Source organism: Tessaracoccus terricola (assembly GCF_054776555.1).
Map to the genome: position 1 here is coordinate 1,142,595 of NZ_BAAHBS010000005.1, position 12,407 is coordinate 1,155,001.

The following is a 12,407-nucleotide window of genomic DNA, read 5'->3' on the forward strand; positions in this document are numbered from 1 at the left end:
CGGGGGACTGGACGGGAGCCACACCCAGGGTGTCTAATCGAACACATGTTCGACGAAGAGGAAGTGATCCGGGTCTACGTCCCGCCGGGCTGGCCCGCGTCCGTGCGGCCACCCGGTGCACCCGGCTGGCTGAAGACGGCGACGGCGTTCCTGCTGGACTGCTGTCCGCCCGAGTACCGCGGCTACCCGGTGGTGCTGCGCCACCCGGTGGTGCTCGCCAGGTTCGCGAAGGAGTTCGTCGCGGGCCAGCTCAACGCCACGCGCGGGAACCTCGCAGGCATGCGGCCGGACCTGGCCGGCGTCGTCGACACCTCCACGGCCGACGCCGTCGCCTCCGTGCTGCAGCAGGAGGAGGCGCGGCTCGTGCGGGTGGGGCGGGCCGTCTCGCTGGTGGAGCAGGCGCTGCGGGATGTGCGTTTCGTGCCCAAGCTGTGAGCCACACCCGCCGGAAAGCCCTACTATGGAACGCATGTCCCTCCTCGATACTGTCCGCACGCCCAAGGATCTGCGAGCGCTGTCCAAGCGCCAACTGATCCTGCTCGCGGACGAGATCAGGAGCTTCCTGGTGACCAAGGTCAGCCGCACCGGCGGCCACCTCGGCCCCAACCTCGGAGTGGTGGAACTCACCCTCGGTCTGCACCGCGTGTTCGACTCCCCGAACGACCCGATCATCTTCGACACCGGGCACCAGAGCTACGTCCACAAGATCCTCACGGGCCGCCGCGACGGTTTCGACGAACTGCGCCAGTCCGGTGGACTCTCCGGCTACCCGAGCCGCGCCGAGTCCGAGCACGACTGGGTGGAGAACTCCCACGCCTCCACGTCCCTGTCCTGGGGAGAGGGGCTCGCCAAGGGCTTCAAGCTGCGCGGGGAGGACCGCACCGTCGTCGTGGTGGTGGGCGACGGCGCCCTGACCGGCGGCATGGCTTGGGAGGCGTTGAACAACATCGCCATCCACGAGGACCTCAGGATCGTGATCGTCGTCAACGACAACGGCCGCTCCTACACACCCACAGTCGGTGGCCTGGCCAAGCACCTGGCCCACCTGCGCACCGACAAGCGCTACGAGCGCACCCTCAGCTTCATCAAGCGCCGCGTCACCGGGCTGCCCGTCATGGGCCAGACGCTCTACGACCTGATGCACGGCTTCAAGACCGGCGTCAAGGACATCGTGGCCCCACAGGGCATGTTCTCCGACCTGGGCATCAAGTACACCGGCCCCATCGACGGCCATGACATCACCGCCGTCATCTCCCACCTCGAGGCGGCGCGCCGCTACGGCGGTCCCGTGATCGTGCACGCCATGACCCGCAAGGGCAAGGGCTTCCGGGCTGCGGAGGAGAACGACGAGGACCAGTTCCACTCCGTCGGTCGCATAAACGAGTTCACCGGCGAGCCCATCTCCGCCACGGTCCAGGCCACTTGGTCCGACGCCTTCGCCGAGGCGATGGTGCAGATCGGTCGCAGGCGCAGCGACGTCGTGGCCATCACTGCGGCCATGCTCAACCCCACCGGCCTCGGACGGTTCGCGGCCGCCTTCCCGGACCGCACCTTCGACGTCGGCATCGCCGAGCAGCACGCCGTCGTCTCGGCCTCCGGCCTCGCCGCCGCCGGACTGCACCCCGTGGTGGCGCTGTACGCGACGTTCGTGAACCGTGCCTTCGACCAGGTGCTGATGGACGCGGGCCTGCACAACAAGGGCGTCACCTTCGCGCTGGACCGGGCCGGCATCACCGGCACCGACGGCGCCAGCCACAATGGCATGTGGGACATGTCCCTGCTGGGCCTGGTGCCCGGGCTGGAGATCTCCGCCCCGCGCGACCAGCCCCGCCTCGTCGACGCGCTGGAGCGTGCCGTCACCGTCGACGACCGCCCCACCGTGGTGCGCTACTCCAAGGAGCGCCTCCCCGACGTGCTGCCTGCGGTCAGCCAGCGCGGCACCGGGCGGGACCAGGTGGACCTCCTGCGGCGCGACGAGGACCCCGCAGTCCTCGTGGTGGGCTACGGCCAGTTCGCCGGGATCGGGATGGAGGTCGCGGCCCGACTCGCCAAGCAGGGGATCGCGACGACGGTGGCGGACCCGCTGTGGTGCGTCCCGGTGAGCCCGGAACTGGTGGCGCTGGCCGGCGAGCACCAGCTGGTGGTCAGCATCGAGGACAACCTGTTGCAGGGTGGGCTGGGGGAGCGGCTACGCAGTCTGCTCGCCGCCACCCCGGAGGTGGACGAGGTGCCCGTGATGGCCTTCGGCGTCACCCAGGAGTACCTGGACCACGGCTCCCGCGACGAGGTCCTGGTAAAGCTGGGCCTCGACGCCCGGGAGATCGCACGGGACGTGCTGGAACGCGCCCTGGCGCTGGAGGGTTCAGCTCCCGGCGATGGCGTCGGAGAGCAGGGGGCCGAGGAACTCGACCTGCCAGGGACGGGCCCCGCCGCGCAGCAGTGACTCGGCCGGGTCCTGGCCCTCACTGTGGTGGTAGACCACGTCCTGCAGCACCGCGGGCGGGGCGATCAGGCTCGGCTGGAGGTTGATCTCGCAAGCCAGTTCGTCGACCGCCGGGCGGACGCGTGCCCACAGGGCGGCGGCCCGCGGGTTGGTGCGGTCCCAGTTCTTCGGGTGAGGGATCCCCGTCGACGGCGTCCGTCGCGGCGGGTACTGGGACGACTTCATCGCTGCCACCCGCTCGAGCGCGCGCACCCAGTTGGTGCGGTAACGCTGGGCGCCGCGATGGCGGAAGCCCGCGATGGCGGAGACGTCGGCAGCTCCCGGGATGGGGGCATCGCCCTTCGCCCGGAGCGCCACCTCGAGGATGGCCGAGTCGTGCAGGATGCGGCCCGGCGGCCGGTCCCGGTCCCGGGCGATCTGGTCGCGCTCCAACCAGAGTTCCCGCGCGACGGCGAGTTGCTTCGGCGTGCGCAGCGTGGTGATGCCACTGAGGCGGCGCCACGGGTCCTGGCGGGGCTCCGGGGCGACGCTGAACTGTTCCAGCGTGGCGGCGAACTCCTGCTCGGCCCAGTCGATCCGGCCCGTGCTCTCCAGTTCGGTTCGGACCACCTCCGCGAGATCCAGCAGGTAGTCGACGTCGAGGGCGGCGTAGATCAGCCAGTCCTCGGGCAGTGGGCGGGTGGCCCAGTTCTGCGCAGAGTGGGCCTTGCGCAGGGAGATGCCCAGCTTGGACTGCAGGAGTGCCCCGAGGCTGACAGACGGCTCGCTCAGCAGTCTGCCGCCCAGTTCCGTGTCGAACAGGCGGGGCGGGATGATTCCGACCTCTCGCATGCACGGCAGGTCCTGGCTGGCGGCGTGCACCACCCAGGTGGCGTCGCCGCAGACCTCGACCAGTTCGTCGAGTTCGGCGAGTTTGCCCTCTTCGAACGCCACCGGGTCGATGAGCCAGGTTCCGGCCCCTTCGCGACGGATCTGCAGGAGGTAGGCCTTGGGCCAGTAGCGGTGGCCGTGGGCGCGCTCGGCGTCGAAGGCCACCGGCCCGGTCCCGGCCTCGAGGGCGTCGAGACAGTCGTCGTAGGCCGCCCACGTGTTGACCACTGGGCGCAGTGGTTCCCTGGACTGCTCGACGAAACCGTTCACGAGCGCCCCGGGAACTGGACGACGCCGGGAGGCAGCGGGGGCCGGCCGCCGACGTGCCCCAGGAGGTCCTGCCACGCGAACAGGTGGCCGGTCAGGGGCGAGTCGGCGCCGAGCAGGGGGGTCCAGGAGGAGCGGATCTCGACGTCGGCCTGGTCCGATGCGTCCCCCATCTCCCCGAAGCTCTTGCCGTAGGAGGCGGTGACGGTGCCGGCGAGGGCAGTGTGGAGGGCATCGTGCAGTTCGAGCGCGTCGGTCATCCAGGACCAGGCCACCTCAGGAAGCAGTGGGTCCGCCACCATCTCGAGGCCCACCTCCGCCCGGGCGAACGAGACGACCCGGAAGGTGCCGTGCCACGCGTCGTTGCCGGCCGGATCGTGCAGGAGGATCAGCCGACCCGAGGAGACCTGCTCCTCCCCGTCGGTGAACTCCGCGGACAACGCGACGGAATGCGGCGCGATGCGCTGCGGGGACCCGATCTCCTCGACGGTGATCCCCTTGCGCCAGGTCATGGCACCCAGTTCCGCCACGGCCCTCCGGAAGTCAGCGGGCGTGGTGCTTGAGCGAGTTTCGGCCACGCGTGCACACTATTGCGCCGCACCGACAATCCACGGGTGGCGCGCCGCACGTGACCCTACTGTGACTTCGGGGCGAGCGTGAGGCTGACCGAGTTGATGCAGTAGCGCAGGTCCGTGGGGGTGTCGTAGCCCTCGCCCTCGAACACGTGGCCGAGGTGGCCGTCGCAGGCCGCGCAGCGGACCTCGACGCGGGGGCGCCCAGGGATGGAGGTGTCCTTCAGGTAGCGGACACGCTCCTCCGCCAGCGGCTCGAAGAAGCTCGGCCAGCCGCAGTGGGAGCTGAACTTCTGGTCGCTGCGGAACAGTTCGGTGCCGCAGCCGCGGCAGGAGTAGACGCCCTCGGTGGTGGTGTCGGTGTACTCGCCCACGAAGGGGCGCTCCGTGCCGCCCTCGCGCAGGACGTGGTACTCCAGCGCGTTCAGCTGCTCGCGCCAGGTGGTGTCCGGCTTGCTGATGGGGGCGACGTAGTCGGTGCTCTCGGTGGACATGGGGGATCCCCTCCTTCTGGGCCCAGTCTATGCGCGCCGTCAGGGGGTGTGACTACGCTTCCTCCCATGGCGAAGACCGATGCAGTGGAGCTCGAAGTCGATGGCCGCGCGGTGCGCCTGTCCAGCCCGGACAAGGTTTACTTCCCGGAGTTGGGGCTCACCAAGCGCGACGTGGCCGAGTACGTGATAGCGGTCGGGGGCGGAATGCTCGCCGCGCTGCAGGACCGTCCCACCACGATGGAGCGTTGGCCCGGGGGCGTGGTGGAGGGCGCAGTCGTGTCCACTGGCCGCGGCAGCGGTGGTGACGCGTTCTACCAGAAGCGGACCCCCAAGGGGGCGCCCGACTGGGTGCAGCAGGCCACCATCACCTTCCCCTCGGGACGGAAGGCGGAGACCGTTGCCCCCGCGGACGTGGCGACGTTGGTGTGGATGGTGAACCTGGGGACGCTGCGGTTCCATGCGTGGCCGGTGCGCGCCACCGAGCCCGACGCCGTGGACCAGCTGCGAATCGACCTGGACCCCCAACCCGGGACGGACTTCTCCGACGCCGCGGCCGCGGCGATCGAACTGCGCGAGGTGCTGGCCGAAGCGGGGCTGGAGGGCTTCCCCAAGACCAGCGGCGGCCGGGGCCTGCACGTCTTCGTCCCCGTGACGCCCCTGGACTTCATCGACGCCCGGCACGCCACCATCGCCATCGCCCGCGAACTCGGACGGCGGATGCCCGAAGAGGTCACGGTCAACTGGTGGAAGGAGGAGCGGGGTGAACGCATCTTCGTCGACTTCAACCAGATGGCCCGGGACCGTCTGATGGCCTCGGCCTACTCCATCCGGCCGGTGCCGGAGGCCCGCGTCTCCGCGCCCCTGGATTGGGACGAGGTGACCGAGGTCTCGCCCGACGACTTCACGGTACCGACGATGCTCGAGCGCTACGCCGAGCGCGGTGACGTCTGGGCTCCCTATTACGCGGCAACGCCGGGGGATCCGGGAACGGCGCTCGAGTGGTACGAGCGTGACGTGGCCAACGGTGAGGGGGAACTGCCGTACCCGCCCGAGTACCCGAAGATGGAGGGTGAGCCGCCGCGGGTGCAGCCGTCAAGGGCGCGGAAACCCGATCCCGAGGAGTGAGGTCAGTCCTCGTCGGTGTCCTCGAAGGGCTCCGCGTCGAGGAGGTCCATGGCGGCGAAGGCGTAGCGGGCCAGCACGAGTTCCACGAGACGGGGGTCGTCGGTGACGGGATCGCCCACCGCGATGGCGCCGGCACGCAGTGCGGCGTCCTTGTGGGCCCGGTAGAGGGGGCCGGAGCTCAGGAACAGTGACCCGACGGCGATGTGGCGACGACCCTGCGCGCGCAGGGCGCTGATGGCAGTGCCGCTGGCGCGTCCGGACGCATCGCCCACCGCCAGCTGTACGGGCAGCTTGTGGTGCGTGGACCACTGCCTCGCCCGCCGGGCGAGCAGTGAGGTGCCACGGACGTCGCCACCCTCGGGGGCCGCGAGCACGAGCGCGTCGATTTCCACGGCGTTGACCCGGTGCAGGGCCTCTCGGACCTTGTCGTCCAGGACGTTCAGCAGTTCGGTGGCCGGGCCGATGGGCCGGGCGATCACCACGTGGACGTTGCGGTTGATGCGCTCCACCGCGTCGCGGGCCTGGCTGACGACGGGGGAGTGGTCGGCCGCGGAGACGAGGTCCAGCGGGACCAGCGCGATCTCCGTGGTGCCATTGCTGGCGAGCTGCTCCACCACCTCGATGACGCCTTTCCCGCCCACCTTCGCGGGACCGAGGAGTCCGAGGCTGACGTCCAGATCAGGCCTGAGCGTGCGCAGCTTGTCGACGATGGAGTTCAGCGCCATGCCGACAGTGGGGTCTTCGTCGCCAAGGGCCACGAGCACGATTGCGGGTGCCGCCACAGGCTGACTCCTCCCCGATTCGGTTCTGCACTTCAAGACTTCTGTCCCACATTTTGGGACGTAGCGGCAGTTTGCGCAACCTCGGCCCCGGAATCCGCCTGCAAAGCAGAAACCCCCGGCGCCTGGCCGGGGGTCCTGCACTGCGGTGGGCGATGGCGGTTTCGAACCGCCGACCTCTTCGGTGTGAACGAAGCGCGCTACCACTGCGCCAATCGCCCGTGCGGATAGAAAACTTAGCGTAAGTCGGGGGGAAAACCCAAGTCGAGCCTGACGGGCCCTTCAGGGGCGGGTGTCGACACGGCCGCAGAGGTGTCGAGCAGCGGGTGCCCGGAGGCCGCCGGCGGCAGGAGCTTCAGCTCCCTGCATATGGCCTCCTCCGAGCGTGGAAGAGCGCCTTCGGAGTCCGATTTGGCATGCGTCGAAAAGCTGCGCTAGAGTCTTTCTCGCGCCGGAAAACGGCCCCCAGCTGATAGGCTGGAGGTTCGCAGAAAAAGCGCATGCGGACGTGGCTCAGTTGGTAGAGCATCACCTTGCCAAGGTGAGGGTCGCGAGTTCGAATCTCGTCGTCCGCTCGGAGAATCCTCTCCCAGCTCCCGTTGGGGAGTGAAGCTCCACCGGGTGGAGTGGCCGAGAGGCGAGGCAACGGACTGCAAATCCGTGTACACGGGTTCAAATCCCGTCTCCACCTCGGGCGGTTGGCGCAGCGGTAGCGCGCTTCCCTGACACGGAAGAGGTCGCCAGTTCGATCCTGGCATCGCCCACAGACAACACCCCCTCCTCGGCGAGGGGGTTTTGTCATTCCCCCACCGACACGGCCGGATGAGAACATGGATGTCTCTGAGCGAACAGGGAGGTTGCCCGTGGCCGTCAGGATCTCCGACGCCGACAGGGATGAAGCGGTCGAGGCGCTGACGCAGCACCGCGTCGCCGGTCGTCTGGACGAATCCACCTTCATGCAGCGAGTGGAGAAGGCCCTTGCCGCGCAGGAGGAGGAGAAGCTGAGGGTGCTGTTCTCCGATCTGCCGGCGCCGTGGCCGGACGTGGCGCTGCGCTCCCGGAAGATCGACCCACCCACAACCCATCCCGCCGTCGCGGCGTTCACCGACCTCGCATCCAGGGCTGCTGGGAAGGTGGTGGAGGCCGTGGAGTCGTTCACCGGGGTCCAGGTGGGCAGGAAACTCCCGTACCCACAGGTGATCGCGCCGAACCAGAACAGGATCCGGCTCTCCGACCTCGCGATCGCGGCAATGGTGGACCACCACGGCAAGGTGGAGCCGGTGTTCCCCACGCCCGTCGAGGCCATCCAGAAGGCACTCGTGAACGAAGGACTGCTGGACGAGGGTTCCATCACGTTCGGCAGCTGGGACGACGCCACTGCTGACGCCTACCGCGGCTGGCGCGAGAAGAGCGGGGCGAAAGCCGGTGGTGAACTGGTCAGGATCCCGGACCAGGCGTCGCTGAGCAGGCTCGGGGAGCGCTACGGCTTCACGGTCGACCCGAACCGCCGCCCGCAGGAAGAGGCGGCCGTCAGGCGGCGGGTCGCCCGGGCCGACCGGCAGGCGAAGCTGGCCGGAGGGGCGGTGGGCTGGCTCGTCACGGCATCCATCGCGCTGGTGCCCGTGGGGATGTTCGTGACCGGAGTGTGGCAGTTGGTGCTCATCGGCGTGCTGGTGGCCGTGATCCTGGGTACGGCGGCGGCGTCCTACCTGTTCACGAGGCTCGGGCAGCGGACCTGGGCCGAACTCGCCCATGAGACCCTGCCGGCACTGCAGCCGCCGGGCGGACCCAACCCGCCGAACCACCGAGGACCCCAGATCTGAACCACCATCGCCTGTAGCCTGACGGACGTGTCAACGCCGTCCACGCCCCGCCCAGTCCCTACGACCCCACGCAGGTGGCGGACCGTCGCCGCCCTCGCCGTGACCTGGTTCCTCACCGCATCGCTCGCGCTCGTGGGTGCCTCCCCGGCAGCGGCGGACGACTCCAACGGCGCCTGGGTCTACAGCACCCCGGGCAACCACTCGGTCAACGGCCGCGAGTGGCGCACGTCGTGCGAGAAGTACTCGAGCACGGTGTTCCGCTGCCACACCGACATCCTGGCGAGGACCGTCGTGGTCGACGGCGGCCGCTACGTGGAGCGCAACGCCTACGTCTTCAACAACCTGACCTACCTCGCCTCACCCCGCAGGAACTGGGCCGGCAACCCCCTGGCCAGCAACGGGGAGTGGACCGCCGAGGACGGCCGCCGCTGGCGCACCGAGTGCGACACCGCACAGACCGGCCGCGACGGCTGCCGCAGCTACGCGCTGGCAACGGTGGTGGCCAAGCAGGGCAACTCGTTCGTGCAGCAGACGAAGATGGTGTTCAACAACATAGTGTTGTTCGCCAACGGGATCATCGCCGAACCCGGAACCGCGCCCCAGCCGTACGAGTCGCGCGAGCTCATCGGCCACTCCGTTGAGGGACGTGAGATCTGGGCCTACCAGGTGGGGGACCCGAACGCCTCGAAGGTGGCGCTGATCCTCGGCCAGATGCATGGCGAGGAACCGGCCGGGACGCTCAGCGCGTGGGGGATCATCAACGACCACCGCAAGGTGACCGGCATCCAGTTGTGGGTGATCCCCAGCATGAACCCTGACGGCCACGCCAAGAACCGACGACAGAACTCCAACGGCGTGGACCTGAACCGCAACTGGCCCATCAACTACGAGCAGAACGCGAAGGGCAACCGCTACTACTCCGGCACCGGACCGCTCAGCGAGCCCGAGTCCAAGGCCGTCGCCGCGTTCATCGAGAAGATCCAGCCCCACCAGATGGTCTCCATCCACCAGCCCCTCACCGGCGTGGACAACTACAAGATCAAGGACCCCAGCCTCCACGACGCCCTCGTCCGCGAACTGGGACTGCCCTCCCGCAGCCTGGACTGCGGCGGCGAGTGCCGCGGCACCATGACGCAGTGGGTCAACGCCACCACCCGCGGCGCCGCCATCACCATCGAGTACCCGCTCAACGTCAGCGACCACTACTCGTCCATCACCGCCCGCGACGGCCTGGTGCGGGCGGTCGGTGGCCGCTACGCCTGAGCCGGGAGCCTCCGGCCTCCCAGCACAGCCAGTTCCTGCTCGCGGGTGAGACCCGGCGGGGACTCGTGGGTGCGTGCCCACTCCAGCACGTCCCGCGCGGTCTCGGGCAGCGGACGGGGCCGCAGCCCGGCCTCCCGGGCGGGTAGGTGGTCGCGGCTCATCATCCCTGCGTACTCGGCGAAGGGGATCCACATGGGAATGGCCGCCGGTCCGGCCCAGAACCCGACGCCGCGCTCCACCAGGAGCTCGGGGTCCAGCCACACGATCTCCGGCCTCGCCCCGATACCCTCGCAGACCCCTGTCAGGAAGTCGGAGCGCGGCACTGGCTCGCCGATGGCGTCGAAGATGCCTGTGGTGCCCTGCTCCAGCAGTTGCACGATCCAGCGTGCGAGGTCACGGACGTCGACCCACTGCTGGGGAGCGTCGGCGGGCAGAGGTGCGATCACCGGGCTCCCGTCACGGGCCGCCTGCCACAACCTCGTCGGCCAATGGGTGAATCTCCCCGACGGGTCCCCGGGGCCGACGATGAGTCCCGGCCGGACGATGGTGGCCCGGGCCGCCCCGGACAGCACCGACTGTTCGCAGGCGACCTTGCGTTCCCCGTAGCTCTCGGCGGAGTCACCGGCGTCGTCGGGGGCGGGCTCGACCAGGGGAGTGTCGGCGGGACTGCCGCCGGGCACGGACTGGTCCGCGTAGACGCTGATGGTCGAGACGAACACCCAGTGGGCCCGGGAGAACGCCGCCACGGCTGATGCGACGTGGCGAGGGGCGCCCGAGACGTCCACCACGGCGTCGAACTCCGCTTCAGCCAACTCGGGCGGCAGGGGATCGGTGCGGTCCCAGCGCACGAAGGCGGTGCCGGCGGGCGGTTCGCGTCTGGAGCCCCGGGCTGCACACGTCACCGTGTGCGAGCCCACTGCCGCAGCGGCCACGGCGGCCGATAGGAAGGCTGTTCCTCCCAGTACGAGGATGCGCATGGGAGAAGTATGCGCGCCCCTCAGTCCCGGGTGTTGATGTGGACGTGATCCAGGTGGTTGGCGGTGTTGTTGCCGCGATCGTCCATCGGACGCCAGCCCTCGCTGTTGCGGGAGGCGGACCAGATCCGCTGGTCCCAGATGATGTAGTCGATGTCGAACTCGGAGGCGTGGGCCTTGTAGTACAGGGCGATCTCCCAGCCCAGCAGGATCCCGCTGTCCTGGCGCCAGTTCGGGATCATCACGTCGACGGCGCGGCCGGCCGGGTGGTCGGGCGTGACGTCGCGGCGCCAGCCGTACATGGTCTTGATCTGCGGGTAGTTGGCCCAGACGTGACGGATCACCTTCTTGGTGTTCTCGTTGGTCTGGTCCAGGCCGCTGGAGTTGCCGCGGTTCAGGGACTCGGGCGGGTTGGTGACCTTGCCGTCCACCGTCAGGACGCCGCTCTCCTGGTCGAACGTCGACGGCGGCAGGTCGGCGGTGCCGGGCGTGAAGTACACGAGGTTGTTGAACACCCACTTGTCTCCGGAGAAGATGAACGAGCGGCAGGCGTTGGCGCCGGTCCACGAGTCGTTGCAGGAGGTCACCCACTGGCGTTGGGCGGAGGTGAAGAAGCCGGACTTGGCGAGGTTGTTGTCGTACCAATTGGCGCGATCGGTGGCCAGGTAGGTGAGGTTGTTGAACACCCATTTGCCCTCCGACTTGATCTCGGCGCGGCAGCGGGTGATGTTGGCGTCGTAGGCTCCGCAGGTGGTGTGCCACTCGCGGCCGTTGACCGTGTGGTAGCCGGGGGTGGTGTAGACGTTGACGCCGTCGTCGGCGGAAGCGGTGGTGGGGCCGGTGAGGACAGTGATGCTCGCGACGAGCGCGAGCAGGAGGGTTGGCAGGGCGAACAGTTTCCTGGTCAAGTGACTACTCCGTGGGTGAGGGGCTGGGCCGAGACGGCAGCCCGCGGACAAGGTCACAGCCGCGGCGATTCCCCCGTGTGCCCGCACCTGCTGAGAGTGCCGGCAACGCCTGGTGACTGCGGATGCGAGACACGATAGGCCAATCCAGCGGGGTTGTCCGGGGGTGGGGCTGCATTCATCGGCGCTGGTCAGCGCAGACGGGCACCGCTGTGCACGTGCACGTGGAGGTGCTTGGAGTCCTGGTAGGTGCCCAAGTTGGTGAGCACCGCGGCGGCGCCGTTGGTCCGTTCCACGTCGGCCGCGACTCGCTGGGCCACGGCCAGCACCGCCAGCAGGAGGGGGCGCTGGTCCTCGGAGAAGTTCGTGAACGACGGCACGTGCGCGCGAGGCACCACCACCACGTGGGTCTCCCAGAACGGGCGAGTGTGGTGGTAGGCAACCACCTGCTCGTCCAGGTGCACGATGGTCAGCTCGTCCAGGTTGGGCAGTGCAACGTCGCAGTAGAAGTCGTCGCCCTCATACGGTGCCTCGATAGCCATGGCGGCGAGGGTACCCGACTCCACTCAGGCCCGGATGTTGTGGAGTAGGGTGGCCGCATGGCTGATCCTGAACTGGTCAAGAACGAGGACGATCGCCGCTACGAGATCCATCTCGAGGGCAAGCGCATCGGCTTCATCGACTACGTGCGCGAGACCGACGTCATCGTCCTGCCCCACACCGAGGTGGACAAGGAGTACGGCGGCAACGGCTACGCGCAGAAGCTGGCCGACTTCGCACTGGCCGACATCCGCGACACGGGCCTGCTCGTGCGTCCCGCCTGCCCGTTCATCGTCAAGCACATCGACCGCAACCCGGAGTACGGCACCCTGGTGGCGGCTGACTGACCCAG

At 69.0% G+C, this 12,407-nt stretch carries 13 protein-coding genes and 4 tRNA genes; 9 read left to right on the forward strand and 8 right to left on the reverse strand.

Annotated elements, in window-relative coordinates:
• The first annotated feature begins 45 nt into the window (after positions 1–45).
• Both ACYU7G_RS15230 and dxs read left to right on the forward strand, forming a co-directional pair.
• Complete coding sequence (locus ACYU7G_RS15230) at positions 46–435, forward strand: hypothetical protein (protein WP_461109300.1); 390 nt, start codon at positions 46–48, stop codon at positions 433–435.
• A 34-nt stretch (positions 436–469) separates the two neighbouring features.
• Positions 470–2,443, forward strand: coding sequence for a 1-deoxy-D-xylulose-5-phosphate synthase (dxs, locus tag ACYU7G_RS15235; protein ID WP_461109301.1), 1,974 nt, complete (start codon positions 470–472; stop codon positions 2,441–2,443).
• Here dxs and ACYU7G_RS15240 read toward each other — a convergent pair.
• From ACYU7G_RS15240 to msrB, 3 genes are read right to left on the reverse strand one after another with little or no spacing between them, the layout of a single operon-like run.
• Entirely contained in the window at positions 2,363–3,583 is a 1,221-nt protein-coding gene (locus tag ACYU7G_RS15240; RefSeq protein WP_461109303.1) for an HRDC domain-containing protein, read from the reverse strand. The two genes, dxs and ACYU7G_RS15240, sit on opposite strands and share 81 nt — an antisense overlap.
• Positions 3,580–4,158 carry a DUF3000 domain-containing protein gene (locus tag ACYU7G_RS15245; protein ID WP_461109305.1) on the reverse strand — a complete coding sequence of 193 codons (579 nt, stop codon included), beginning with the start codon at positions 4,156–4,158 and terminating at the stop codon, positions 3,580–3,582. The genes ACYU7G_RS15240 and ACYU7G_RS15245 overlap by 4 nt, the downstream gene beginning before the upstream one ends.
• Before the next feature lie 56 nt (positions 4,159–4,214).
• Positions 4,215–4,646 (reverse strand): peptide-methionine (R)-S-oxide reductase MsrB, encoded by a 432-nt coding sequence (gene msrB, locus ACYU7G_RS15250; RefSeq protein WP_461109307.1) that lies wholly within the window; start codon positions 4,644–4,646, stop codon positions 4,215–4,217.
• 66 nt (positions 4,647–4,712) lie between these two features.
• On the opposite strand from msrB, the gene ACYU7G_RS15255 reads away from it, so the two are divergent.
• The gene (locus ACYU7G_RS15255) at positions 4,713–5,771 is read left to right on the forward strand and encodes a DNA polymerase domain-containing protein (RefSeq protein ID WP_461109310.1); all 1,059 of its coding nucleotides are present in this window, start codon (positions 4,713–4,715) and stop codon (positions 5,769–5,771) included.
• A gap of 2 nt (positions 5,772–5,773) precedes the next feature.
• Here the strand turns inward: ACYU7G_RS15255 and ACYU7G_RS15260 are convergent, their stop codons facing one another.
• A complete protein-coding gene (locus tag ACYU7G_RS15260) occupies positions 5,774–6,553 on the reverse strand; it encodes a sirohydrochlorin chelatase (RefSeq protein ID WP_461109312.1) in 780 nt (259 codons plus the stop codon).
• Between the two features lie 146 nt (positions 6,554–6,699).
• A tRNA-Val gene (locus ACYU7G_RS15265) sits at positions 6,700–6,771 on the reverse strand.
• Positions 6,772–7,052: 281 nt separating this feature from the next.
• On the opposite strand from ACYU7G_RS15265, the gene ACYU7G_RS15270 reads away from it, so the two are divergent.
• The 5 genes from ACYU7G_RS15270 (at position 7,053) to ACYU7G_RS15290 (ending at position 9,636) form a co-directional block, all read left to right on the forward strand.
• Positions 7,053–7,125: transfer RNA gene (locus ACYU7G_RS15270), tRNA-Gly, on the forward strand.
• 45 nt (positions 7,126–7,170) lie between these two features.
• Positions 7,171–7,241: transfer RNA gene (locus ACYU7G_RS15275), tRNA-Cys, on the forward strand.
• A gap of 1 nt (position 7,242) precedes the next feature.
• Positions 7,243–7,314 (forward strand) — tRNA-Val (locus ACYU7G_RS15280).
• A 99-nt stretch (positions 7,315–7,413) separates the two neighbouring features.
• Complete coding sequence (locus ACYU7G_RS15285; protein ID WP_461109314.1) at positions 7,414–8,373, forward strand: DUF1707 SHOCT-like domain-containing protein; 960 nt, start codon at positions 7,414–7,416, stop codon at positions 8,371–8,373.
• A 27-nt stretch (positions 8,374–8,400) separates the two neighbouring features.
• Positions 8,401–9,636 (forward strand): DUF2817 domain-containing protein, encoded by a 1,236-nt coding sequence (locus ACYU7G_RS15290; RefSeq protein WP_461109316.1) that lies wholly within the window; start codon positions 8,401–8,403, stop codon positions 9,634–9,636.
• Here ACYU7G_RS15290 and ACYU7G_RS15295 read toward each other — a convergent pair.
• From ACYU7G_RS15295 to ACYU7G_RS15305, 3 genes are all read right to left on the reverse strand, one after another.
• Entirely contained in the window at positions 9,627–10,613 is a 987-nt protein-coding gene (locus ACYU7G_RS15295; protein ID WP_461109318.1) for an NAD-dependent epimerase/dehydratase family protein, read from the reverse strand. The two genes, ACYU7G_RS15290 and ACYU7G_RS15295, sit on opposite strands and share 10 nt — an antisense overlap.
• A gap of 20 nt (positions 10,614–10,633) precedes the next feature.
• Complete coding sequence (locus ACYU7G_RS15300; RefSeq protein WP_461109320.1) at positions 10,634–11,518, reverse strand: hypothetical protein; 885 nt, start codon at positions 11,516–11,518, stop codon at positions 10,634–10,636.
• A 188-nt stretch (positions 11,519–11,706) separates the two neighbouring features.
• Positions 11,707–12,057, reverse strand: a complete 351-nt coding sequence (locus ACYU7G_RS15305; RefSeq protein ID WP_461109322.1) for an HIT family protein — start codon at positions 12,055–12,057, stop codon at positions 11,707–11,709.
• 57 nt (positions 12,058–12,114) lie between these two features.
• On the opposite strand from ACYU7G_RS15305, the gene ACYU7G_RS15310 reads away from it, so the two are divergent.
• The gene (locus ACYU7G_RS15310) at positions 12,115–12,402 is read left to right on the forward strand and encodes a GNAT family N-acetyltransferase (RefSeq protein ID WP_461109324.1); all 288 of its coding nucleotides are present in this window, start codon (positions 12,115–12,117) and stop codon (positions 12,400–12,402) included.
• The last annotated feature ends 5 nt before the right edge of the window (positions 12,403–12,407 follow it).